Origin of the sequence: Nostoc sp. UIC 10607 (assembly GCF_047228265.1) — a bacterium.
GTDB classification, from domain to species: domain Bacteria; phylum Cyanobacteriota; class Cyanobacteriia; order Cyanobacteriales; family Nostocaceae; genus Nostoc; species Nostoc foliaceum_A.
The window spans coordinates 210,802-234,152 of the sequence record NZ_JBIQNW010000007.1 but is presented as its reverse complement, the minus strand read 5'-3'; the positions used below and the strand labels follow the sequence as shown (position 1 = coordinate 234,152).

Annotated in this window: 20 protein-coding genes and 4 pseudogenes; 12 read left to right on the top strand and 12 right to left on the bottom strand. The window is 40.6% G+C overall.

Features of this window, described 5'->3' with window-relative positions:
* The 5 genes from ACEYW6_RS09705 to ACEYW6_RS09685 form a co-directional block, all read right to left on the bottom strand.
* A partial coding sequence (locus ACEYW6_RS09705) for a tetratricopeptide repeat protein (protein WP_412979532.1) occupies positions 1-915 on the bottom strand: 915 nt, incomplete at its 3' end.
* A 97-nt stretch (positions 916-1,012) separates the two neighbouring features.
* Positions 1,013-1,789 (bottom strand): hypothetical protein, encoded by a 777-nt coding sequence (locus tag ACEYW6_RS09700; protein WP_412979531.1) that lies wholly within the window; start codon positions 1,787-1,789, stop codon positions 1,013-1,015.
* Between the two features lie 315 nt (positions 1,790-2,104).
* On the bottom strand, positions 2,105-2,305 hold the full coding sequence (locus ACEYW6_RS09695; protein ID WP_412979530.1) for a DUF4276 family protein: 201 nt from the start codon (positions 2,303-2,305) through the stop codon (positions 2,105-2,107).
* A gap of 286 nt (positions 2,306-2,591) precedes the next feature.
* Complete coding sequence (locus ACEYW6_RS09690) at positions 2,592-4,097, bottom strand: relaxase/mobilization nuclease domain-containing protein (protein ID WP_412979529.1); 1,506 nt, start codon at positions 4,095-4,097, stop codon at positions 2,592-2,594.
* Positions 4,098-4,139: 42 nt separating this feature from the next.
* Positions 4,140-4,496, bottom strand: coding sequence for a plasmid mobilization protein (locus ACEYW6_RS09685; RefSeq protein WP_412979528.1), 357 nt, complete (start codon positions 4,494-4,496; stop codon positions 4,140-4,142).
* A 515-nt stretch (positions 4,497-5,011) separates the two neighbouring features.
* Between ACEYW6_RS09685 and ACEYW6_RS09680 the strand changes: the two genes are divergently transcribed.
* A complete protein-coding gene (locus ACEYW6_RS09680; protein WP_412979527.1) occupies positions 5,012-5,590 on the top strand; it encodes a hypothetical protein in 579 nt (192 codons plus the stop codon).
* A 28-nt stretch (positions 5,591-5,618) separates the two neighbouring features.
* Here ACEYW6_RS09680 and ACEYW6_RS09675 read toward each other — a convergent pair whose 3' ends face one another.
* Complete coding sequence (locus tag ACEYW6_RS09675; RefSeq protein WP_185564193.1) at positions 5,619-5,768, bottom strand: hypothetical protein; 150 nt, start codon at positions 5,766-5,768, stop codon at positions 5,619-5,621.
* A 674-nt stretch (positions 5,769-6,442) separates the two neighbouring features.
* Between ACEYW6_RS09675 and ACEYW6_RS09670 the strand changes: the two genes are divergently transcribed.
* On the top strand, positions 6,443-7,687 hold the full coding sequence (locus ACEYW6_RS09670; RefSeq protein WP_412979526.1) for a ParM/StbA family protein: 1,245 nt from the start codon (positions 6,443-6,445) through the stop codon (positions 7,685-7,687).
* Between the two features lie 91 nt (positions 7,688-7,778).
* Here the strand turns inward: ACEYW6_RS09670 and ACEYW6_RS09665 are convergent, their stop codons facing one another.
* Positions 7,779-8,273: a hypothetical protein gene (locus ACEYW6_RS09665; protein WP_412979525.1), complete on the bottom strand. Its 495-nt coding sequence runs from the start codon at positions 8,271-8,273 to the stop codon at positions 7,779-7,781.
* Between the two features lie 57 nt (positions 8,274-8,330).
* The gene (locus tag ACEYW6_RS09660; RefSeq protein ID WP_412979524.1) at positions 8,331-8,672 is read right to left on the bottom strand and encodes a hypothetical protein; all 342 of its coding nucleotides are present in this window, start codon (positions 8,670-8,672) and stop codon (positions 8,331-8,333) included.
* Between the two features lie 422 nt (positions 8,673-9,094).
* On the opposite strand from ACEYW6_RS09660, the gene ACEYW6_RS09655 reads away from it, so the two are divergent.
* Positions 9,095-9,667 (top strand): dihydrofolate reductase family protein, encoded by a 573-nt coding sequence (locus ACEYW6_RS09655; protein ID WP_412979523.1) that lies wholly within the window; start codon positions 9,095-9,097, stop codon positions 9,665-9,667.
* A gap of 103 nt (positions 9,668-9,770) precedes the next feature.
* Positions 9,771-11,621: a phosphoenolpyruvate synthase gene (ppsA, locus tag ACEYW6_RS09650; protein WP_412979522.1), complete on the top strand. Its 1,851-nt coding sequence runs from the start codon at positions 9,771-9,773 to the stop codon at positions 11,619-11,621.
* On the opposite strand, the gene ACEYW6_RS09645 is transcribed toward ppsA, so the two are convergent.
* Entirely contained in the window at positions 11,554-12,285 is a 732-nt protein-coding gene (locus ACEYW6_RS09645) for a transposase family protein (protein ID WP_011316731.1), read from the bottom strand. The genes ppsA and ACEYW6_RS09645 overlap by 68 nt on opposite strands.
* A 568-nt stretch (positions 12,286-12,853) precedes the next feature.
* A pseudogene (locus ACEYW6_RS09640) lies at positions 12,854-13,087 on the bottom strand (IS4 family transposase); the annotation flags it as partial.
* A gap of 291 nt (positions 13,088-13,378) precedes the next feature.
* Here ACEYW6_RS09640 and ACEYW6_RS09635 point away from each other — a divergent pair.
* The 7 genes and pseudogenes from ACEYW6_RS09635 to ACEYW6_RS09605 all read left to right on the top strand — a co-directional run bounded on the left by ACEYW6_RS09635 (position 13,379) and on the right by ACEYW6_RS09605 (position 21,583).
* Complete coding sequence (locus ACEYW6_RS09635) at positions 13,379-13,900, top strand: SRPBCC family protein (protein WP_412979521.1); 522 nt, start codon at positions 13,379-13,381, stop codon at positions 13,898-13,900.
* 42 nt (positions 13,901-13,942) lie between these two features.
* Positions 13,943-14,158, top strand: a pseudogene (locus ACEYW6_RS09630) (alcohol dehydrogenase catalytic domain-containing protein); the annotation flags it as partial.
* 206 nt (positions 14,159-14,364) lie between these two features.
* Positions 14,365-15,534 (top strand): zinc-dependent alcohol dehydrogenase, encoded by a 1,170-nt coding sequence (locus ACEYW6_RS09625; protein WP_062298554.1) that lies wholly within the window; start codon positions 14,365-14,367, stop codon positions 15,532-15,534.
* A 529-nt stretch (positions 15,535-16,063) separates the two neighbouring features.
* A complete protein-coding gene (gene fldA, locus ACEYW6_RS09620; RefSeq protein WP_062296341.1) occupies positions 16,064-16,576 on the top strand; it encodes a flavodoxin FldA in 513 nt (170 codons plus the stop codon).
* A gap of 174 nt (positions 16,577-16,750) precedes the next feature.
* A complete protein-coding gene (locus tag ACEYW6_RS09615; protein WP_011316741.1) occupies positions 16,751-18,928 on the top strand; it encodes a response regulator in 2,178 nt (725 codons plus the stop codon).
* Between the two features lie 553 nt (positions 18,929-19,481).
* A complete protein-coding gene (locus ACEYW6_RS09610) occupies positions 19,482-19,865 on the top strand; it encodes a response regulator (protein ID WP_011316742.1) in 384 nt (127 codons plus the stop codon).
* 620 nt (positions 19,866-20,485) lie between these two features.
* Entirely contained in the window at positions 20,486-21,583 is a 1,098-nt protein-coding gene (locus ACEYW6_RS09605; protein WP_011316743.1) for a glycosyltransferase family 4 protein, read from the top strand.
* 57 nt (positions 21,584-21,640) lie between these two features.
* Here ACEYW6_RS09605 and ACEYW6_RS09600 read toward each other — a convergent pair.
* Positions 21,641-21,922, bottom strand: a pseudogene (locus tag ACEYW6_RS09600) (transposase); the annotation flags it as partial.
* 87 nt (positions 21,923-22,009) lie between these two features.
* On the opposite strand from ACEYW6_RS09600, the gene ACEYW6_RS09595 reads away from it, so the two are divergent.
* On the top strand, positions 22,010-22,195 hold the full coding sequence (locus tag ACEYW6_RS09595; protein WP_412979520.1) for a hypothetical protein: 186 nt from the start codon (positions 22,010-22,012) through the stop codon (positions 22,193-22,195).
* Between the two features lie 105 nt (positions 22,196-22,300).
* Here ACEYW6_RS09595 and ACEYW6_RS09590 read toward each other — a convergent pair.
* Positions 22,301-23,324 (bottom strand): annotated as a pseudogene (locus ACEYW6_RS09590) (IS4 family transposase).
* Between the last annotated feature and the right edge of the window lie 27 nt (positions 23,325-23,351).

The window sequence follows — 23,351 nt, the reverse complement described above, 5'->3', positions numbered from 1 at the left end:
AGCATTACCCAGATTATTTTGTGTGTTTGCCCAAGCTTCAGGATGTGTAGTAGAGGTAAAAACAGATAATGCACTAGTGTAGGCAGCGATGGCTCGTTCTAAATTTTCTGCTCTATCACCCAAAATTCTATTCAGGTGAGCATTACCCAGATTATTTTGTGTGTTTGCCCAAGCTTCAGAGTTTGCGTTGTAGGTTCTTATTTCCAACGCTCTTGTATGGGCTTGGATGGCTAGTTCTAAATTCTCTGCTTTTTCACCCAGAATTCTGTTTAGATAAACATTACCGAGATTATTTTGAATAACTGCCCATTCTATTGGAGCTTTTTCGCAATTAAAAAAAGTTAATGCTGTTCTATAGCCAGAAATTGCAATTTCTAGATTTATAGCTTTATTGCCCAGAGGATACTGCTGAATTAAATTACTAAATCCCATAATAGTTATTGCTATAAACTCAGCTTCTTTAGGTTCTATTTCTACAAAAGTAGTAGTAGCCCACTGTTCTAATAAATAAGCAAATTTTTCATCTATTTTTTCCAAATTGGCTGCTAAAAGTGGAAAAATTACTTGCGGATTACCATTGCTTTCATTAGTTGCTTGTAATACTTCTAACAAAAAATCGAGAGAGTTTTCTGAAGTTGCTATCTCTGACTCGTTTCTGTCAATAGTAGTCATTGTCTGAACATTTTTGGATAATCCCAAAGCCTCAGACAACTGACGAACAAAATCGATTAAAAAATCAGCATTATTCTGGTCGCCTCGCTCTACCAGGACATTTGCGACCTGAACCATTGTCTCTACCAAGGCAGTATCAATTAGGTCTTGGTTAGCGTTAAGAATCTCTATTTCTTTACCGCTAGGACAACTTAGGAGCGAGTTAATTAGATTTAAGTAAGCATGGAGTCGCTCTTCCTTCATTTATAGGGATTTTTTCATAATTAATCTCCATTCATGCTAGGAGATTTGAAACTACTTAACTGGAAATAACAGAATTTAATTTAGGCAACTATCTCAGTCATTGCTGCAAGTATTTCCTAAAAATGGAAGCAAAATCTTCTTGACAACGAGAGTAAAAACTGCTGATGGTTCCCTTTTTGATCTCCAAAAAAGATGCTATTTCATCCCATTCATACCCATCGTGTCTGAGTAAGAAGATTTTTCTGAAATTAGCCTCTGGATAATTTTTCACAAATTTGCTACTAAAAATTTTTTCAGGGTCTTCCTTAATCAATTCTACCAATTCTTGTGATGGAAGAGGATTTACTTCATCATCAAAAGTTTGGGGTATGCGTTCTAAGTGCGATATCCCAAATTCGTCACCATCACCTGATTGAGAACTGATTACAGGATTATTAAGTGACAAAACTTGTATTTTCTTTTTTTTGCCTTTTTCCTGTATGGAATAAATTTTTAAGTAATCATTTTGGGCATTTTGAAATTTTTTCTTCTGATGAAACCTAGCCCAATTAAGGACTTCTCCCTTTTCAGGGTCATACTTTTTAGCTTGAATTTGTTCAACCAACTCTAAATGAAACTCCTGTTTTGCTACCTCATGAATTTCATTGAAAGAATTGGAGGACAATTGATACGGATTCTTAGGCTTTTGGAGCTTACCAGGTTTATGAAGCTTGCCAATCAACCTTGTAACAAGGTCATTTTGCTCTTTACTTCCAGGAGCGTGCCTCTGAGCATCTAGAACCACATCCTCCAGATTTTCCAGATTTTCCTTCTGTCCTGCCGCAGTAGACTCTTGGCGTGGCTCAGAAGATAGCTGCTTTTCTTTTTCATCCATAGATCAATTATCCTTGGGAAGAGAGTGTTATTTGGAGATAGCAACTTGGTTTTGCACGCTCTATAATGGCACAGTTAAGTTTACGGTAGTGCATTAGCTTCTGAATTTATTTGTTGTGCCATTGGAGTGGCTGTGGCAGTGTAATCATCTATCCAAAAACATCATTAAAATTCTGCAAGTAACAAAAAATTTTTTCTATTGACAGTTAAGTACAAATACACCCTAGAATATCAAAGACTTTTCTGCTACTTCCCCATCTCCGTAAATGTCATAAAACATCGCTGACACCAACCATCTACCCACAGAACTGGAACTTTAAATTTTGTCCCACAATTCGGATACTTCCTGACGTATCGTATCCAAACCAATATCAATCGCAAGCAGCGCACCATGCAGTGGTTTATTGTATCCAATGCAACAATTGCAAATGCGTTTTGATGGTGCTATTAGCGGATTATCATTTATATGCTCAGGTGAAGGAAAGGCGTTACGCTCGGCTTGCAAAATACTGACCACACTTGCCTCGAACTATGCAACAAATACTTGTGGCTGACTATACAGAAGTCCTTCAAACTCGTGAACCAGCAAATTGGGGATAAAATTCTTGTGCCCGCCTTACCCATCTCCTGTTCAATGGTCGTATTCATCCCGTTTCTACAGGCGTTAAACCCTCGTAAATTGGCAACGGTCTTTACGAACTATTCAAATTTGAACACTTCGTAAAAACTATAGTAATTCCTAACGGCTTTTTACCCACAGTCGGATGGCACTGTGGGTTAAGTTTTCTCTACCAACAGATTTACTACTGCTCAATACCTCTTTGCGATCGCTGTTTATTCATTAATACTTGTTGCGTAAAGAAACGCAAACTTTCAAGCTGCTCAATTTCGTTTGTTGTTAGTCGAGTTGGTATCTCTTCGTACCAAGTTCTCTGACTGTAGCAGGTTTGCATCACAGGAGTATTATCCCCATGACGGTAGACACTCAGAGTATTGCTATCTAAGCTGGCACTCAACTCCCGTCCTTTGATACGGAAGTTATTGGTAACAAGCATATAGTCAGTGATTATAGAAGGCAAATGTTTGAGAGTAGAAGGCAGAAGGTTAAGAGAAGGAGGAACAGGGGAAGATTGCTCTTCCAGGAATTGTTTAGCAGCGAGACCGTTTTCTTCTGAAATATCCTGTTGTGGGTACTGTTTTTGGGGATGTGGCTGAACTTTTTTCTTAGTGTTATTTGCTTTCAATGTGGGGTTGTCTTCCAATTTGGATTGTATTACTGGAATCTCACTTGGATAATTACTGTTTAGTGTATATGTACTAACAAGTGTTTTGGAGTCACTATCGGTATCGCCATTGCTATCACTTGCACTGCTGCCAGTAGGTTTATCACTATGTAGGTAATTATTATTACTTGGCATTTTGCTATTTATGCGGTTAACTGCTCTGGCTTTAGCTTGTTGAATTACTTCTTTATCTTTATCTGGGTCGTACATGATTCCATATTCAGACCGCAGTTTGTTCCAGCTATAAGGTTTGTATACTTGATAACCAGCAATTTTGATATCATTATGAATGTAGGTAAAGCCTAGTAGTTCTTCCCCCTGCATCTTAGGCAATACTCCAATGTTATTTTCCTCTAGGCGTTCAATGAACGTAGAGACGGTGGGACTATCCTTAATGGCTTCTCCTATTGCTTGGCGAATAATGTCCTTACTGGTTGGAGTTTTGTGCTTACTGTTGACTGCTCTAATGCTTTTTGAGCGGTTGGGGCTGGTGAGTGTAATTATTCCGTACTCTTGCTCTAACCTAGAGGCGACGGCTTCATTTGTTGTCGGTGTTACTTCCAATCCTAGTTCTGCCGCGATGCGTCTAGTTGAGACTTGGGAGTTGAAATAATCATAGGAATCATTAACTAAGCTGCCATCTAACCGAATCCGGGAGGCGATTATGTGCAGGTGTTCGTGGTTGCGATCGTGGTGGCGTACTGCCACAAACTGACTGGTAGCTGCTAAAGATGATTCTTCCTTGGGCAAGTATCCCATATCTTTGAGATATTCTCTTGCTACATAACTGTACTGACTGTTGGATAAATGCTCGTGGTAGTTTGTGCGGTGTGCGATTGAGATGATGAGGTGAGCGCACTGCCGTTTAACTGCTTTGTTGGTGTACTTGATGGTGAGAAACTGCTGGTTAAATTCATCTGGCCTTGTTCCCATCATATTAGTATCGACAATCGCAGCATCATCTTTCCCCAAGACATACTTGAGCGTGTCGAGAAAATTGGGTTTTTTGTAGATGACGGGAATCAAGTTGAGACAGTTGAAAGTGGGGGCTATAGAACTTGTAATGCTTTATTTATCTTGGCTTGAGGGTGATTTATCTGGAACGTCTAGGTTAAATGCAGCTGCGATGGTCTGATCTACAAGTGCGATCGCCTTATTAACAGTATCCAAAATTTGCTGGTTGTTTGTTTCTTTCGCTAAGTGAGATAACATCATCAGTTCGCTTTTGAGGTTTCCAGCAGTAGCGCGGATAGTTATCAAGTCGGCAGACGGTTTTGCCGTTAGTACCCGCCTTAATCCACAGGAACGTAAATACTCAGATGCAGTTACCCCTGTGGCGATCGCTTTTTCCTCAATTGTAGTTTTCTCTTCTTCAAAGAGGTATACCTTGATAGATTTAGTTCGCTTTACGGGGTCATTTACCATACATGATCATCAAAAAGTAAATATAAAACGGAAGTAGTATTTATTTAGAACTACATGATAAACGATTGTATTGAATATATTGTCAATTAATCTAATTTATTGCGAATAATAAAAGGATAAAATGACCCCATTGAACATACCTTGTTTTAGTTCTGGATTGTGCGACAACAGCAATGGTTTATTGTGGAACGGGACTGATATAAATTCATATGCAGAGAGGGTTGTAGAGTTTTGTTGCAAGACGATTGATGTTTGAAGTAATGCTGAAATAGTTGGGTCAATTTGCCCTCAGAATACCTCAATCATGGGAATTGTAAGAGTTTATTTATCAGTTAACAACATATTTTTTTTTTAAAATTAGACCTAATTTTCAATTGATTGGGGTAATTAGTGTGTGAATTGGGGTAGTTAGGAGTAAATACGGGGGTAAGTTCTTCTACAGTGTGGTTAAAGTAAGAGTATTGACAAATAGCTTACTGAAAAGCTTGGTTTGCAGATTATATAGAAGTAAAGGTATGGCAAGAGCGAGTAAGCCTGCTGATTCTGTTGAGTTGGCGCGAATCATGCGGAATAAGGATACTGAGGATGGGATAGTAATTAGCTATCTCCAGTCGAAGAAGCGAGGGCAAACCGAGTTAGTATGTGAGGCGCTGCGGGCTTATTACCTGCCGTTTGCGCTATCGGCTGCCGGAGTGTCTGGTATGGAATTGCAATTGGCCCTCAATGATGCGATCGCGCAACTTGAAGCCCAGATAATTAAGATGAAACGGACATTTGGGATGGAGGGACTACCCCAGGTAGTTCTTGTTAATCCTCATAGTGGAATTTTCTCGCAGGGTGTGATTGGCTTACAACCAACAATTGGAACTAATGGTGTGGGAGTAACTCCTGTTTCAGCTAATTTGGTTCCTCCTTCGGTTTCTTTTTTTGATTCCACTGAGCTAAGTCCTGACTCGTTATCTGTTATCACAGAACCAGCCGGATCAAATATTTTGGAACAAGATTCTGAAGATGATGCATTCTTTAATGATGATGAGGATGACCCAATTGCTAAGGCAGAAATAGAAGTTGATGCAGGATTTCGTCTGGAGTGAAGGGATTATCAGGAATGGCTGTTAGGTGTTAGAGAAAGGCGTAGTCTTTGCCTTCGCTTGTGATATTCACGTAATTCCCTCCCTTGTCCTGTTTGTTGTTGTGGGCAGTATTTTTTAGAGTGCGATCGCTACGCCCGCCGCAGGCACTGTTGCTACGAAGTGCTTTGTACCTCTTCACAAGGCACATTGAGAAGAAGTTTTTACCCAAGCATCTGCATTACTCAAAGTTTCGATTAAACAATTTCAGCCATATACTTGGTCAAAGCTTGTGATCGAGTGCATTAACAGTATTTGACCGAACTGGAGAGGCGATCGCATTCTAACTCCGGAGGTGCAATTGCCTTCATGATATTTCATTTGTAAAAGTTGCAATCAACAATTTTGCAGCAAAGCAAATTTGTAATAAACCCCATTGGACATACCTTGTTATTGTACAAGACTGCCCAATTGTGGTGCTTTTAGTGAGGTAAATGTGGGGATGATTGAGGTAATACTGGGTACAATAATTATAATTACATTGTTTATTTGACAAGCCAAAGACAAATATTATTTTCTAATTCAACTCTTAGTTGATACAGAATTAGGGTGTGATTGGGGTAATTTGGTCATGGTATAGGAGGTAATTTAACCAGCGTGTGTTGAAGAAATTTTTAATACATCAATTTACTTAGAATCTACAGTTTTGGTTTGGTATTAGTGTTAGAGAAGAAAATGATCGTAATAGTTTTTTCTCTACTTACTTTGTATGTAAAAAACCTGTTAACCCCTGTAAAGAAAATGTTTTGCCATACAGCATTATTCCTATTTCAGTTAAATTAGGAACTATAGTAAAAATTAATAAAATATAAAGATATGCCCAAAACTAAGGAGAAAACAGACGTAAAAAAGGTAGTAATTACGATTGATATGGGTGCAAGTAAAACTAAGGCTATCGTTCAGGAGTATCCAGAGGGAAAACCTGTTGTTTTACTTTTAGATTCAGAAGTAGCGGATGTTGCTAAAGCCTCAGTTGAAAGTGTCCAACCTGAAGGTAGTCCTGAATCTCGTGCTTGGGTAGGGATAGGCGATGAGTATTTCGCCTTGGGAGAACTTGCCCGTCGTCGTTTTGGGGGTATATCGCAACTGAGGGAGTTAAAATACGAACTAGCAATCCCCAAAATTTGCGGAGCATTTTGGCTGGCTAAGGAGAAGTTAAACCTGGGTAATGATGTTGCCGCTTACTTGAGTGTCCTGCTGCCGCCGGGTGAAGTGCAAGACAAGGAACAGTTACAAACTCGCTTGAAGGATACATTTCGGGGGTTTGATACACCAGCAGGTAAGATGCGGGTGAAAATGCTTCGTTATGATGCAGCTTCTGAGGGTAGTGGAATATTTTTCCACCGTAGGCGATCGCCAAGCGTTCGCCTACCTGTTTCGATGTACGTAATGCTTGGTTATCGCAACGCGAGTATTTTCACCTTTCGGAGTGGTTCGATTGGCGCAGGAATAACCAGCAATTTTGGTATGTCTTGGTTAGTAAATAATTTGATTTCCAAAACATCGGGACTAAGCCCTGATAATTCCAATATTATTGAGGTACTGATAGAAGCTGGAGCCAGTTGTGACCCCCAGGTGATGCAAAAACTCTCACGGAAGCGCAAAGGTGATGAGATTCAACTTGATGGAGAGTTGATGTCCAAAGCTTTATTACTTGCTAGAGACGAATATTGGCGTGCGATCGCCAGGTGGTTGCGCTCAAAGATGGATGAGGATATTGAAGAACTAGTATTTTGCGGAGGAACTGCGGATTACATTCGTCCTGAAATAGATGCTTACTTCCAGAAAGAGGGGATGAAAGTATCCTGGCACGCTAATATTTTTATACCTGATGAAATATCTTCTGGTATGGGCAATCGGATGGCGGATGTTTGGGCTTTTCACCAGCACATGATTATTCAGTTTGATAAGTTAACTGGTTATATACGCTCTGAGGTTGTACCGCTAACTAAATCTGTTGAAGATAATACAAATAATGCAGGTGAAGAAGTCAAACGTAAGTATAACTTTACGCCTTGTGAGCGGCCTAGTACCTTTATTGCTGTAAACGAGAATGTTTGACAGGTTTAGACAAAAATCAATGTAGTAAAAGAAGAATCAGCTAGAATGAGTGCTGTATAAAGTAGTACTTTCTAACTGATTCTTTAAGATTTTAGTATGGTTGTTGCTCTAGCATTTGGTAGCAATCAACATGAGAATTGGTAATTTCTGGAATGTGTTGAATTACAGAGTTAATTTGCTCCATGCCTGCATATTGTTGTTCTCGTCTTTTGCGGAGTTCCCATGATTTACGGTTATAAGCTAACAAGTCTTCCAAACTCATGTTGAATTTGTATTTGGCGAAATTCAATAATTGTTCTGTGGTGTAACGACAATCTTCAGGACGACCAAAACAAATTTCAAACTGAAGCTTAAAAGCTTTCCAATCGAAATTGTCAGACCCCAGTTGCCGTTGTGATTCACGTCCGTAAAGGTCACGAATTGAATAGAAAATTGTGTTGTATTTACGCACGTCGAATGATTCTATCTTGAATTGCTCCATTGTTGAATCATCGACTGTAGCAGCTTGAGCTTTAGTAGATTTATTAGCAGCCATAGTTGTTTTCTTGATGAGTGTTTCGCTTTTAGCTGCGTCAGCATTAGTCAAAAAAATAAATCCCACTCTGTATGAGCGAGATTTTCTGTAAAATCAGATGATTTGTGATTATTTTGCTAATAAACGTTCGCGTTGTAGCCAAGTACGTTTGTTGACTTCGAGTAATTCTTCTAAGCCTTTGTTGAAGTGCTTAATGGAATAGTCAACCATTTGTTGTACACTATATTTGGGGTTTTCGACTGAGCCGAATGTAGCAATAAATCTGGCTTTAAAAGTATCCCATTGTGTTTTATTCCAGTTAGTCTGTGACTGCGCTTGAATAGTTTTACCCCAGGTTTCTTGTAGCTCGTAGTAGACTACTTTAAACTTACGCTCGTTGTAGTCAGCAATTTTGTAAATACCCATTGCGTTGTCATCAATTAAACTAACTTTTTTGGTTCTAGTAGCCATAATTTTTATCTCCTATGTGAGAGTTACTTTTTAAGGATTTGAGCGTTAGCTATAGTGCTTTCTCTTCTTTATTTGGACGTAAGTCCGTGTAAAAAATAACAATCTTAAATTGGAAATGAATGCTAACGCCTCCGCTACTATCCTGTTTTCAAAAATTTTCAAATAGCCCTGTTGTGTCACTATCGCGGTAGCGGCAGCTAGTGAGCGATACCTTCTCCTGTCAAAGACGCTCCGCGTAGCTTGCTTCCCCGCAGGGGTACGGCACACTTCTCTACGAGAGGCTACGCCAACGTGAACGCCGTATAACAACGCCCATGCACACCGACCGCCGAGAGTCGATCGGTTATGATACAAAGGCGATCTGCGGCAGGTGATGGACACCGTTATGCACTTGAAGTCATATTTAGGAGTTGCATACAAAAATGAAAACTCAGTACTTTACAGCGACAAGTCTTGATGGCTTCATTGCGACTGAGAATGACTCACTAGATTGGCTGTTTCCGCTTGGCGACCTGAATGACTCCAGCTATCCAGAGTTCATTTCAGATGTGGGTGCGTTGGCAATGGGATCGGCAACTTATGAGTGGATGATAAGCAACGCCCAAAAGGTTGCCACTGAGACTGGCTTTGCGTGGCCATACACTCAGCCAGCCTGGATATTCTCTAGTCGCAAGCTTCCCATAATCGAAGGTGCGAACATCCGATTCGTCAATGGAGATGTGCAGCACGTCCACACCCAAATGCGAGCTGCTGCTGGCACTAAAAACATCTGGATAGTTGGAGGCGGAGATTTGGCTGGTCAGTTCTACGATGCTGGTTTACTGGATGAGCTGATCATCCAGGTTGGCTCAGCCACCCTCGGCAAGGGTAAGCCGCTATTCCCTCGCAGAGTGTTAAGCCCAGTTCTGCGCCTAGTGTCTGTTCATCAGATGGGTGCTGGCATGGCCGAGTTGCGCTATGAAGTACACAAAGGCGGTGTGAGTGGATCTGCCTAACAATTGCAATGCAGCGGACTGTTGAAGATCCTGGTTGTGATGCAAAGGCTGTTTGCCGCCGCTGATTGCAACCGTACTATGAATTGCCAAAGGAGGAAAACTGATGAGTTCATTTGTCCTTTGTTTTCAAGATATTGACAAAACAAAACTCAAGGTTGTTGGGGGTAAAGGCGCGAACCTGGGGGAACTTACCAAGATTGAAGGAATTTACGTACCAGATGGCTTTTGTATTTCTACTGAAGCTTTTAAAAGAATCATTGGGGAAACGTCGTCGATTAACGAATTACTCGCTCGTTTATCGCTTCTGAAGGTGGAAGACCGACATAAAATTGGTGAACTTAGCAGTGAGATTCGCTCTTTCATTGAAAGGATAACCATCCCTCAAGATATTAATGAAGAGATCGCCCGCCTTCTCTCCAAGCTTGGAGAAAAAAATGCCTATGCAGTAAGATCCAGCGCAACTGCTGAGGATTTACCAACAGCCTCTTTTGCCGGCCAGCAGGATACGTATTTGAACATTATTGGCAAGGACGCAATCTATCAGCATATCAGCAAGTGCTGGGCATCGCTATTTACCGAGAGAGCAGTAATTTACCGCCTCCAAAACGGCTTCGACCACCGTCAAGTCCACCTGTCTGTGGTTGTTCAGAAGATGGTCTTCCCGCAGGTGGCAGGAATTTTGTTTACTGCCGATCCTGTCACTTCTAATCGGAAGGTGTTATCTATTGATGCCAGCTTCGGACTTGGTGAAGCCTTGGTCAGAGGTCTGGTGAATGCTGATATCTATAAAGTATGTGACGGCAAGGTGATCGATAAAAAGATATCTATTAAGAAACTGGCTATTTACGCCTTAAAAGATGGCGGTACAAAAGAACAGGAGATTGAGCAACATCGGCAGAATATACAAGCGCTAACAGACGAGCAGATTTTACAGCTTGAGCGCATTGGTAGGAAGATTGAAGAACATTTCGGACACCCCCAGGACATCGAATGGTGTTTGGTTGATGATACATTTCATATTGTCCAGAGTCGCCCCATCACTACTTTATATCCCATTCCGGAAGCAAACGATCGCCAAAATCACGTTTATGTATCTGTCGGTCATCAACAAATGATGACTGATCCCATCAAACCATTGGGATTGTCTTTATTTGGGTTAACAGCTGCTCGATCCATGTATAAAGCTGGTGGACGCTTGTTTGTTGATATCACACCTGATCTGGTTTCACCTGTTAGAAGAAAAATTGTAGTAGATGTTTTGGGAAAATCCGATCCGCTAATAAGGGACGCACTTATGACCATACTAGATCGGGGAGATTTCATAAAATTGTTACCAGATGACAAGCAAGAACAAAGTTCCGGTAACAGCAATAAGGGTGCATCGTCTTTGGATTTTCAAACGCTGACCGAATACGATCCGGCGATCGTTTCTGATTTTATTGGGCGTAGTCAAACATCGATAGACGAGTTAAAACAGAACATCCAGACGAAATCAGGAGCGGATTTATTCGATTTTATTCAAGAAGATATCCAGAAATTAAAGAAGAGTTTATCCGATCCACAAAGTTTTGGCGTGATTATGACTGCTATGAATGCTTCATCGTGGATCAATGAAAAAATGCAGGAGTGGTTAGATGAAAAAAACGTAGCAGACACGCTTTCTCAATCTGTACCCAACAATATTACTTCGTTTATGGGTCTGGAACTATTGGATGTCGCAGATGTGATTCGTCCTTATCCTGAAGTAATTGATTATTTACAACAAGTAAAAGATGATAGCTTTTTGGATGAATTGGTTAAGTTTAATGGTGGAAAGGAAACTCAAGACGCTATCTATGCTTATCTCAACAAATACGGAATGCGATGTGCCGGAGAAATCGATATTACTAAAACTTGTTTTCATCTTTTTGCTGTTGAGTCAGTTCTCGTTTCAGTTTTCTTTTATGAGGTGTAGTGATGTTTTCGCCACCTTGAAATCCTTTATTACCTGAAAAAGGTTGAGATTTATCAAATTTTTGCTGAGATTGACGAAACAATTTTATATCTGCTGTTGGCCCAGGAACACCTACTTCTACCTCAACAATATCTTTTCCTTCTGGCATCCCAATCATTTGGCTTTTCAAAGTATGTTGTCTTTTCTTACCAGAAAAATATTTTTGTTGTTCTTTTTGGTCAGAATGTCTATATATTGGCTGTTCTAGGCTATCGAACAATAGCCTAAAATTAGTTAATACTTCTTGAACAAATAGTAAATCGCTCTTATTATTTGAGACTTGTTCTAATAAACTAGAGGGTAAAATATCTCTCAGAATTGCTATCCAGTCGTGAAATGTATCATTGGCTTCCGTTTTTGAAACCCCAAACAACATTCCTAATACTTGAAATGTCGGCATCTGTCTTAAATAAAATAAGCATAAACAAACTTGTTCTTGGATTGATAACAATTCTTTGCGACCTCCACCAGCCGCATTAATTCTTATTTTTCGGCTTTCTTGCTGAATTTTAATTTCCTGGTGACGTTTGCTCGCACAATTTAGTAGTGATTGTAATTGTTCGTAACTAATCCCTAAAATTTGTTTTGTTCTTAATGGATACTTTTGGATATAATAAAAAACCATAACTAAGTTTGAAAAATGGTATACACTCAATTCAACGTTTTACCATTTTTCTTTTCCTAAGTTAATATTTCGGACAAGTCTATTAAACTCAAACCTGAATTTACTGAAGTGCAGGAATCACAATCATGAAAAAGATTTACCAGACTAAAACCGCAACCATGACACCAAGCCGTTTTGCTAGAAGAGGAATCTCATGAACGATTTAATAAAACCACCTGATTGCCAAACGACAATGCAGCTACAAGACGGTCGTATCCTTGCCTGATTGTCTGCCCCAAACTACACTAATCATTAACAGATTAATACGTCCCTAATTAGTTCGAGCTATAACCACATAAACAACTTCGGTGAAGGAAAAATTTATGGCTCTGCTAGACTAGCTATAAAAAATTAATACTTGATATCAGGTTAAATCCTTACATTGTCTGGGATTCAAGAGGAACAAAGTAAATTTTTATTAAATCTTTGATTCTATTTTAGACAAACCTTGTTATATCAATCGTTTTAGCCATTTTTTAGTGTTAATTTATCAACCCAAGCCTGGGAGAGCCAAATTTATTTCTAGCTAGCTCCTAATAATTGGAAACCAAATTTCTTCAATATTGATGTAGTTTAAAGATAAAAATCGCTGAATTCTCTTCCTTCTACTTTCAAAGAGTATTGGCAAAGGTAAAGCAGTAGCCAATGATTCTATGCTGACAGTTTTAATAGATTGTAATAAATTAATCAGGAGTTTTAGTAATAAATATTCGGTGCGTCCCAATTCTCGCTTGAGGTGTGTTTCATAGAATTCAGGTACTATTATCATTAAACAGAGCTTATTGCGAATGAATGCTATTTTTGTTTTACCATAAGTTGCTACACTGATTGCCCTATATCCATTTCAGGGTATTTCGTTCCCCCTTAAGAACTGCCAATTACTACTTTTGTCGTATCAATTTATTGAAAACCTAAGACTATTGAAAGAATATAAGTAATTTTTTTTTAACTATAACTCTAAGCAATAGAAGAGTTAGAACAAATCAATTTGTCCCAACTTTGATAATTAAAAGACATATAGCAAGCACAAGAGGCAATGGTCATGAGTACGGTCATGAACCAACGGGTCAAAGTTGAAAAGACTTTAACCATTAACAAACCAGTAGAGGAACTTTATCGCTTTTGGCGTAACTTTGATAACTTGCCACGCTTCATCAAGCATCTCAAACAGGTGAGGGTACACGACGAAAAGCGAGAGTCCTCCGGACACGCTACGCGAACGCACTGGATTAGCAAAGGATTCTTAAATGAAAGCGTTGAGTGGGATGTAGTCATTACCGAAGACCGAGAAAACGAATTGATTGCCTGGACTTCGGTTGAAGGCGCAGCAATTGAAACCTCTGGTCGCGTCCACTTCAAGCCAGCACCTGGGAATCGTGGTACTGAGGTAAAAACAGTCCGAGAATTTACCCCGCCTGGGGGTGAAATTGGGGCTGCGTTGGCGAAGCCCGTCATAGACATCGCTAAATTATTTGGCGAAGACCCAGAACTGCAAATTAAAGAAGATTTACGCGGCTTCAGAATGCTGATGGAAGCAGGCGAGATTGCCACAACAGAAGGTCAACCGCGAGGTTAATAAATATTGCTATGAAATGTTTGTTGGTACGGCACTAACGATGTGCGGGTGGAAACAGTGCCAGACCCAAAAATAATTAACCCCCGCGATGCCATCCTCAAAGTTACATCAGCAACCATCTGCGGTTCTGACTTGCATATCTACAATGGCTACATCCCGACGATGGAACCGGGTGACATTATTGGTCACGAGTTTATGGGAGAAATCGTTGATATTGGCAATGAAGTCAAGAAATTGAAAAAAGGCGATCGCGTATTGAAGGGCGAAGTCGATCCATCTGCTGTGTTCACGCATCACTTACCCCTAACAGAAGCCAAGCATGGCTTCGAGCTGTTCAACCAAAGAAAAGAGCACTGCATAAAAGTTAGGTTACAGCCTTGAGTTGGGGACTGAGAGGAGCAGAGGAGACAAGGAAAATAACCACTGACAACTGACCACTAACTACCGACAAAGGACTAATGGCTATGAAAGCAGTTTGCTGGAACGGTGCCAACGATGTACGGGTGGAAACAGTACCCGATCCAAAAATCATTAATCCGCGTGATGCTGTTATTAAAATCACGACAACAGCAATTTGCGGTTCTGATTTACACCTTTATAACGGCTACGTCCCCACAATGGAAAAGGGCGATATCCTGGGTCATGAAATGATGGGGGAAGTCGTTGAAATAGGCAGTGCCGTCAAAAATTTAAATATAGGCGATCGCGTGGTTGTACCATTCCCTATCGCCTGTGGTAACTGCTGGTACTGTCAACATGACTTCTGGTCATTGTGCGATAATTCTAACCCAAACGCTTGGTTAGCAGAAAAATTCATGGGTTATTCACCCTCTGGTATTTTTGGCTACTCTCATATGCTAGGTGGCTACGCTGGTGGTCAAGCTGAATATGCCCGTGTTCCCTTTGCCGATACTGGTTTGTTTAAGATTCCTGATGGACTAACAGACGAACAAGTAGTGTTTCTAACAGATATCTTCCCCACCGGATATATGGCGGCAGATAACTGTAATATTCAGCCCGGTGATATTGTCGCAGTCTGGGGGTGTGGCCCAGTCGCACAATTCACAATAAGAAGTGCTTATCTACTTGGTGCTGAACGAGTCATCGCTATCGATCGAATTCCCGAACGCCTACAGATGGCTAAAGATCAAGGCAAGGCAGAAATCCTTAACTATGAGGAAGTAAATGTTAGTGAAGCCCTCAAAGAAATGACAGGTGGACGCGGCCCAGATGCTTGTATTGATGCTGTGGGGTTGGAAGCACACGGCACGGGTCTAGAAGGAGTATACGACGAAGTCAAGCAAGCAGTGCGTCTGGAAACAGACCGCCCCCATGTGCTGCGGCAAGTGATGATGGACTGTCGCAAAGGCGGTCACGTGTCAATTCCTGGTGTTTATGTCGGCGTTGTAGACAAAATACCTATGGGTGCTGCCATGAACAAAGCCTTAGTATTCAAAATGGGACAAACGCACGTTCATAAGTACTTAAACACATTACTCGATCACATTCAAAATGGCAGGATCGATCCATCATTCGTGATCACCCATCGTCTACCGTTAGATGAAGCACCCCGAGGTTACGAAATTTTCAAAGACAAGAAGGAAAACTGTATCAAAGTTGTACTCAAACCATAAGGCAGGAGAAAAGACACGGAGAGTGGGAGAGAGAGAAAGAAACAAGTGTATTCAGAGCTATTCAGGTAGTAAAAATTACTAAAACTTTCTCTTTGCTCCCTCTGCTTCTCCTACTCCCCAAGATGAAGTCAAAACTAAAAAGGTGAGCCACTGCGGTGGACGGGAGCACCTGCATAAAGCAAGTGGCGTTAGCGACGTTAGGAGCGTCACCCGAAGCGCAAAAGGCAAAAGAGAACTGATGGAGTCTTGAAATTTAATTCTTAATTCTTAATTCTTTTCTTTTTACTTTTACCTTTTGACTTACTAGCCCCTGCTCCTCACTCATCACTAATTTGGCGATTGGCATTTGTTCAACTTGTCCTGAATCCAAACTCTCAATTTTTTATCTTAATCTTTGAAGGAGGTTGCTAACGATGGCAAAAATCGTTGGTTAGGAAATAATTTTTAGTACATATTTTTTAGTCAGCATTCAAGCCACCTACTTTCAATTTAACCAGCCATCAAGCACACTGCTGTAAAAGGAGTACAAATGTCTAATATTGGTTTATTTTTTGGTACTCAAACAGGCAATACCCAAACTGAATCAGAAATAATTCAGAAGGAGTTTGGTGGTGATAGCGTTGTAACGTTAAATGATGTTTCACAAGCTGAACCAAGTGATTTTAATAACTACGACTATATCATTGTTGGTTGTCCTACTTGGAATGTTGGAGAATTGCAAAGTGATTGGGAAGATTTTTATGATGAGTTAGATAACATTGACTTCACGGGCAAAAAAGTTGCTTATTTTGGTCCTGGAGACCAGGTTGGTTATCCAGATACATTTCAAGATGCACTCGGTATTCTAGAGGAAAAAATTTCAGAAAATGGTGCTGAAACAGTTGGCTATTGGCCTACAGAAGGTTATGAATTCAGCGAGTCTAAAGCTGTTCGTGATGGTAAATTTGTAGGTCTTGCCCTTGATGAAGATAATCAATCCGATTTAACAGAGGAAAGAATCAAAGCTTGGGTTACACAATTGAAGCTAGAGTTTGGTTTGTAAAGCTTTATTCACTAAAATGCTTGTTACCTAATTAGGTAAATTTGAGAATTCTTTGCCCGTCTCAAAGATGAAACTGCGCGAGAGAAATTACTGAAAACCATTCTCTAAAACATAACTTGCTTGCTTCGGGTTGCCTTTGAAATACTTGGCTCAATTGCCTGAAAAATAGGTTTTATGAAACTGCTTATCGTTGAGAATGATCGAGATACGGCGGCTGCTCTCACCACTTCTTTGGTAGCACAGCAGTTTACAGTTGATACCGCTAGTGATAGTCGATCGGCACTAGAGTTAGCTGAGGCAACAGAGTATGACCTGATCGTGCTAGATGTCATGCTACCCGATGAGAATGGAATTCGTCTGTGTCGCCAACTAAGGACACAGAATCAGCAAGAGCCTATTTTGCTGCTCACAAGGAAGGTTAATCCGGCAGATAGAATAGCAGGCTTTGAGGCAGGAGCAGATGACTATATTACCAAACCCTATGAGCTATCAGAACTGCTAGCTCGGATTCGGGCATTACTGCGACGAGGCAGCACAGTATTAACCAAAGTACTCTGCTGGGGTCAGTTGCAGCTCGATCCGAATAATTGCGAAGTCATGTGTCAAGGCAAAGGCTTACATCTCACGCCTAAAGAATACAAACTGCTGGAGCTATTTTTGCGACATCCGCGGCGGATTTTTGACCGAAGGACTCTGCTCGATCGCATCTGTTCGATTGATGAATGTCCCGGTGAAGAAGCTATAACAACTCAAATTCGCGGGTTGCGGCGCAAACTCCAGATGGCTGGGCTGAATTCCGATCCAATTGAAACATTGTATGGGCTGGGGTATCGGCTGAAATCTGTGCCAGAAGAGCGGGAGCAGGGGTCGGAGCAAGGACACGGGGATACGGAGACGCGGGGACGTGGGGATACGGAGACACGGGGACAAGGGGACACGGGGAATATATTTGATAGGCTCTCCGCGTTACCCTTTGGGGCGACCAGTCGCCACAAGTCTTTGCCTTCTGGGTTCGGAAGTGACGCTCCTAACGTCGCTAACGCTGCGCTAACGGACTCGACGGGAAATGGAGCCACTCCCCTCAAGTCGGGAAACCCGCCTACAGGGGTGGCTCCCCAAGTGGAGAATGCGACATCCAAGACTCCGACTTCTTCACCGCAAAGCGGCTCAGTCCAAGGTGCTGGTTCACCGCATCTCCCCATCTCTGCGTTTTCCTCATCCTACCTGCTGAATGCAAATCGATATGATGCAGAGGCGGAGGCAGTGGCGGCAATTCAGCAGATGTGGCAGGATTCTCAGGAGCGATTGCAGGGCCAACTAGCAAAGCTGGAGGAGGCGATCGCCCACCTCTCTACTAATAGTCTCACCCCTGACGGACGGCAGTTCGCCCAGACCATCGCCCATCGGCTGATTGGCTCTTTGGGGGCATTTGGTATGCCGCAAGCAGCAGAACTTGCCCGCCAGATCGAACGCACCTTGAAAACACCAACGGCTGCTGTCCAATCAGAGGAAGCGGTTCAACTAAAATCGCTGCTTGGGCAACTGAGGCAAGTTATCCAGCAGTTACCTACTTTTGCTACAACAGCGCCCACTCCAGTACTGAAGTCTAGCGATCGCGTGGTTTTGTTGATTGATGATGATACTGACTTGATTGAGCGAATGCAGGCAAATGCTTCAAACTGGAGCATTCACCTGGAAACCGTCACTGACCTTACCCTCGCCCGCCAACGCCTTCAGTACCTCACACCCGATGCCATCATATTGGATCTTACCTTTCCCAATACCACCGAAAGCGGCTTGACCCTACTGGCACAGTTGAAGCACCAATTTTCCACTATTCCTGTGCTGGTGCTGACAGGACTTGGCGATTTAACCAAGCGTGTGGAAGTCACCCGTTTAGGAGCCAACGCCTTTTTGCAAAAGCCTGCCACGCCTACCGAAGTGTTTCAAGCCGTCAGCCAACTCCTCCACCGGATTGACACTATCAATGCCAGACTGCTGATTGTGGATGACGATCCGGCATTGTTGTCCATATTAGAAGCCCAACTGCAACCGTGGGGCTTTCAGGTCACAACCTTGGCAGATTCAAGCCAGTTTTGGCAATACTTGGAAGCCACCACTCCCGATCTGCTATTGCTGGATGTTGCTATGCCGGGGTTTAGCGGCATTGAACTATGCCAGGTAGTCAAGAGCGATCCGCGTTGGAGTCGGCTACCTGTGTTGTTGTTATCGGCTCATGCCGATGCTGATACCCTGTACCGGGCCCTAGCAGCGGGGGCAGATGACTATATCTTAAAACCAATCGTAGAAGCCGATTTGATTCAGCGAATTTTAAATTTCAATTCCTGGTAGGGATTTAAAATAAGCGACTTCCAAATAAAAAAATAACCAATCACTGTGTTAGCAGGGGAGCCAGTGCTGTGGTGTTAGCGTAGCGGTAGCGACGCAGGAGCGTCGGCAGTCCGATCTTGGGGGTTTCCCCCAGGAGGAACTGCCGAAAGGGTTTCCCGACTTGAGCAAACTGGCGTGAGCAGGGGGAGTAAGAAAAATAGAATTATGAATAAATTGGATAATTTATTTCTTGGAAATTCCTAATTAGTAATTGATACTTCATCCCTTAGAGCTGATTCGTAAAGAAAATCTTAAGGGTACTTAACTCATTACTAGGTCTGAGTTTCAGCGAATAAGCGCTTTATTAACTTAAATGCCTAAAACCCTTACTAGACAAGTAGTTTACTTTAGTTTACAAATTAGCTCTCAAGGGATTGATTCAAATAATGATGCTAGCGGCAATGCTACGCGAACGTACTTTGTTATTTTCCATCAATCAATTTAGAGAGAAGTTGGATCGCATGAAACCAGATTAAATCTGACGCCCCTTCATTACGAATAACGAATTGGTATTATGTCCTCTTATACAAATCGATGCATCCTGGTGATTGACGACGAACCTGACCTGTGCAGCATTGTCAAGTTCACGCTAGAACGCCTCAAAAGCTGGAAAATCCTCACAGCTGAGTCTGCACAGGCAGGACTGATGCAGGCAGAAACGCAGCAACCAGACGTGATTTTGCTCGATCTGAGCCTGTGTGGTCAATATAGACTGACTATGCTGCAATCTTTGAAAACTAATCCGACTACGCAGTCGATTCCGGTTATCTTGTTTACCGCCACAGACCCGTCAGACGATTCGCTGGGATTTGACCCCTCTGAATTTGCTGGAGTGATCCTGAAGCCGTTCAATGTCTTGCAGCTTGGCGAGCAGATTATTGAGCAACTGGGGTGGTGAGGTTAGAGTGCAATGCCTTTTTTAGGCTTTGTTGCATGAAACAGAAAAAAGACACACCAACTATTAGCAGAGTTAATGATTATTTTTCCACTTTGTAGCTATCTGGTTTGCTTAATTGAATCATGCGATTAAGTGCAGTATGCAGAAATAACTTAACAGCTTGATTGTCAAAAAAGCGCCGTCTTAGCTTACTGCTAAAAATAATTTAATTCATCCCTCTATTATGCAACACCAATATTTAGATGCGTTCGCGCTGTTCTGCTTTTTGGGAGAAGGCTTGCTGGCGTTGTGCTAACACCATTTCTGCTTCTGAAAACGCAACTGTTTTGTAAATTAACTAAGTATTTTTGTATATAAATATGGTAACTGCCAATTACTACTTTTGAAGTATCAATTTATTGGAAACCTAAGACTATTGAAAGAATATAAGTAATTTTTTTTTAACTATAACTCTAAGCAATAGAAAAGTTAGGAAAATCAATTTGTCCCAAGTTTGATAATTAAAAGACATATAGGGGTAGTGTTACGGAAGCTGCGGTCAAGGGCAAGCGCACACTGTAAAACCCTTTTTAAAAGAAAGACTTTCTTGAAATTCTAGTCTTAAGTTTTTAGGAGTTTCTATGCGGATTGCTCAAATTGCTCCTCTTTGGGAGAGAGTTCCACCTCTTGGTTATGGTGGAACAGAATTAGTCGTGGGCTTATTGACCGATGAATTAGTTCGGCGAGGGCATGAAGTAACGCTATTTGCATCGGGAGATTCAATAACTTTGGCAAAGCTGCAATCAGTTCATCCTTATGCTTTGAGACTAGATTCAAGCATCAAAGAGTGTAACATCTATGAAATGTTGGAACTGGCTTTGGTATATGAGCAAGCCCAAACCTTTGACATAATTCATTCACATATGGGCTGGAGTGCGTTGCCCTATGCAAATTTAGTAAAGACACCGACAGTTACCACATTACATGGTATCTTTACCCCTGATAACGAAAAGATGTTTCAATATGCCAAAAAGCAGCCCTATGTAAGTATTTCCAATTCCCAACGTGAATCTAGGCTAGGGTTGAATTATGTAGCAACTGTCTACAATGGCATTGATATCAGTAGTCATAAGTTTCATCCTCAGCCGGACGAACCACCTTATCTGGCTTTTTTGGGAAGAATTTCACCAGAAAAAGGAACAGACTTAGCAATACAGATTGCAAAAGAGGCTGGTTGGCGTTTAAAGATGGCAGCTAAGGTGGATGTCGTTGATATAGAGTATTTTGAGCGAGAAATTCAGCCCTTAATTGATGGTCAGCAAATTCAGTATTTGGGTGAAGCTAACCATGTTCAAAAGAATGCTTTGATGGGGGGTGCAGTAGCAACTTTATTTACGATTACTTGGCGAGAACCCTTTGGTTTGGTAATGACAGAATCAATGGCAGCAGGAACACCAGTCATCGCCATGAATTTAGGTTCAGTTCCTGAAGTAATTGTTCACGGAAAAACTGGCTTTATTTGTAATAGTATTTCTGAATGTGTTAATGCCGTTAACAAAGTGGCAGAACTAGATCGTCATGCTTGTCGTCAACATGTGGAGAATTGTTTTAACGTACAAAAAATGGTAGATAGCTATGAAGAAGTTTATTGGCAGATTCTGGCAGAGCGCATGACTCAAAATAAAAAAGTTATGCATTTCGGCGATTTTAAACATAAACATCAAATCCAGAAATGTTGAATCTTAATACAAAACTTTACATATTTAGTTACACTAGCTCTAAAAAGCCTAAAATAGTCAATAAAACATAATCTCCTCAAACCAATGAACATAAATGTTCTGACACATACAAGATTGTAAATAGCGGAGTTTATCTAATAGCGTATGTCCCCATTGTTATGGGATAGATGACATCTGTAAAATTAGATAGACTATTAAAGTAACGTAAATTTGTATAGTGATACCATTGACATTCTTAGTAATTAATTTGTCAAGTTTTAAGTGCATCTTTAAAAACTTCCATAACAATTCAACTCCCCAACGTAATCGATAAATATCCCTAATTTCATCATCACTAACTTTGCTTGGTTAAAAATGTTGTAATTTTCTTAACTAAATAAATCAGCTCATCACATAACATCTTAAAAAGCTAGATTAAAGACCATCATGTCTCTCATCAAAATTTACTCTGTTATTGGTATTGAAAACTTTACTTTAGTGGTGTTTAACACAGGGATATATTTCTGGCAGTTTCGGTTAGTTAGTGCTGATGGCGCGGTATTTGGTGAACAAAGACTGTATTATACCCCCCAAGCAGCAGCAGCAGGCCGGAAGTGTATTCAAGTGGATTAGTAATGAACCCAGGCTCTTCAAGATATACAGGATACCAGAAATGTTGAATTGTAGATACAAAACTTTATATATTTAGTTAAAATAACTCTAAAAAGCCTAAAATAGTCAATAAAACATAATCTCCTCAAGCCAATGAACATAACTAATTTTTTGACACATACATGATTGTAAATAACGGAATTTATCTAATAGAATATCTCCCCATTGTTTGGGTATAGATAAAAGCTGTAAAATCAAATATGCAATTAAACTGATGTAAATTTGTATGGTGATACCATTGACATTCTTAGTAATTAATTTGTCAAGTTTTAAGTGCATCTTTAAAAACTTCCATAACAATTCAACTCCCCAACGTAACCGATAAATATCCCTAATTTCGTCATCACTAACTGCGGCATCTCCCGATGCTGGTAAATTAGTCACTAAGCGAAACTTAGTTTTCGTGTCTAAATCACAAAAATTAATGACTCTATAAGCTTGAGCATCATCAGATGTACCGACTTTGACTAATCCAGTTGAGTTCTGAAATTCTAGTTTCCAATTGTTTTTTATCCGCAACACAAAATATTTATTTTCTTGTACTAATTCTTGGATAAATTTTAATCCAGCGAAACCCCTATCTATTGCCACCAACAGAATTTAGCGAGAGATTAGACATCATTTTTGAGCCAAATTTATAATCATGGTCATTACCAAAGTTGATGAAATTATCTGATGGACTTCCTGTGGATAGATTTAAGGAACTGAACAGCTTTACTTGATGATGACCTAGTACCCATAACAACTTACTTGTCAGAGTAATAATTGTTGAATCGATGGGACAAATAGCATATTTATCATGTAGTTTTTTATGACTTTTGTGCTGTAATAGTTCACTTGATTTCTGATAGATTTCTTGAAAAGGTTTTTGTGTGCGATGAGAACTTGCTTTGGAAAAAGTAGAAATATCTAAATCAAATCCTGTGTTATTTAATCTTTTAAATAAATCTCGCATACTGGTTAAACTGTTATCCAGGGCATACGATAGCCAGCACTTAAAGAATAGACGACTGTTCAATATAGAATAATCGTTTTTTGGTAGATTTTTCAGGATGTCTTTGACAATTTTGGGAAATGAATTTATAATCACAATTAAACTAATATCTTTTAATCATTC

Bases quoted from the DNA above. Each gene is read 5' to 3' on its own strand.
- ACEYW6_RS09655 (WP_412979523.1), top strand. From the start codon at position 9,095: ATGAAAACTCAGTACTTTACAGCGACAAGTCTTGATGGCTTCATTGCG.
- ACEYW6_RS09615 (WP_011316741.1), top strand. From the start codon at position 16,751: ATGAAACTGCTTATCGTTGAGAATGATCGAGATACGGCGGCTGCTCTC.
- ACEYW6_RS09660 (WP_412979524.1), bottom strand. From the start codon at position 8,672: ATGGCTACTAGAACCAAAAAAGTTAGTTTAATTGATGACAACGCAATG.
- ACEYW6_RS09645 (WP_011316731.1), bottom strand. From the start codon at position 12,285: ATGGTTTTTTATTATATCCAAAAGTATCCATTAAGAACAAAACAAATT.
- fldA (WP_062296341.1), top strand. From the start codon at position 16,064: ATGTCTAATATTGGTTTATTTTTTGGTACTCAAACAGGCAATACCCAA.
- ACEYW6_RS09595 (WP_412979520.1), top strand. From the start codon at position 22,010: ATGTCTCTCATCAAAATTTACTCTGTTATTGGTATTGAAAACTTTACT.
- ACEYW6_RS09610 (WP_011316742.1), top strand. From the start codon at position 19,482: ATGTCCTCTTATACAAATCGATGCATCCTGGTGATTGACGACGAACCT.
- ACEYW6_RS09625 (WP_062298554.1), top strand. From the start codon at position 14,365: ATGAAAGCAGTTTGCTGGAACGGTGCCAACGATGTACGGGTGGAAACA.
- ppsA (WP_412979522.1), top strand. From the start codon at position 9,771: ATGAGTTCATTTGTCCTTTGTTTTCAAGATATTGACAAAACAAAACTC.
- ACEYW6_RS09670 (WP_412979526.1), top strand. From the start codon at position 6,443: ATGCCCAAAACTAAGGAGAAAACAGACGTAAAAAAGGTAGTAATTACG.
- ACEYW6_RS09635 (WP_412979521.1), top strand. From the start codon at position 13,379: ATGAACCAACGGGTCAAAGTTGAAAAGACTTTAACCATTAACAAACCA.
- ACEYW6_RS09685 (WP_412979528.1), bottom strand. From the start codon at position 4,496: ATGGTAAATGACCCCGTAAAGCGAACTAAATCTATCAAGGTATACCTC.
- ACEYW6_RS09680 (WP_412979527.1), top strand. From the start codon at position 5,012: ATGGCAAGAGCGAGTAAGCCTGCTGATTCTGTTGAGTTGGCGCGAATC.
- ACEYW6_RS09700 (WP_412979531.1), bottom strand. From the start codon at position 1,789: ATGGATGAAAAAGAAAAGCAGCTATCTTCTGAGCCACGCCAAGAGTCT.
- ACEYW6_RS09605 (WP_011316743.1), top strand. From the start codon at position 20,486: ATGCGGATTGCTCAAATTGCTCCTCTTTGGGAGAGAGTTCCACCTCTT.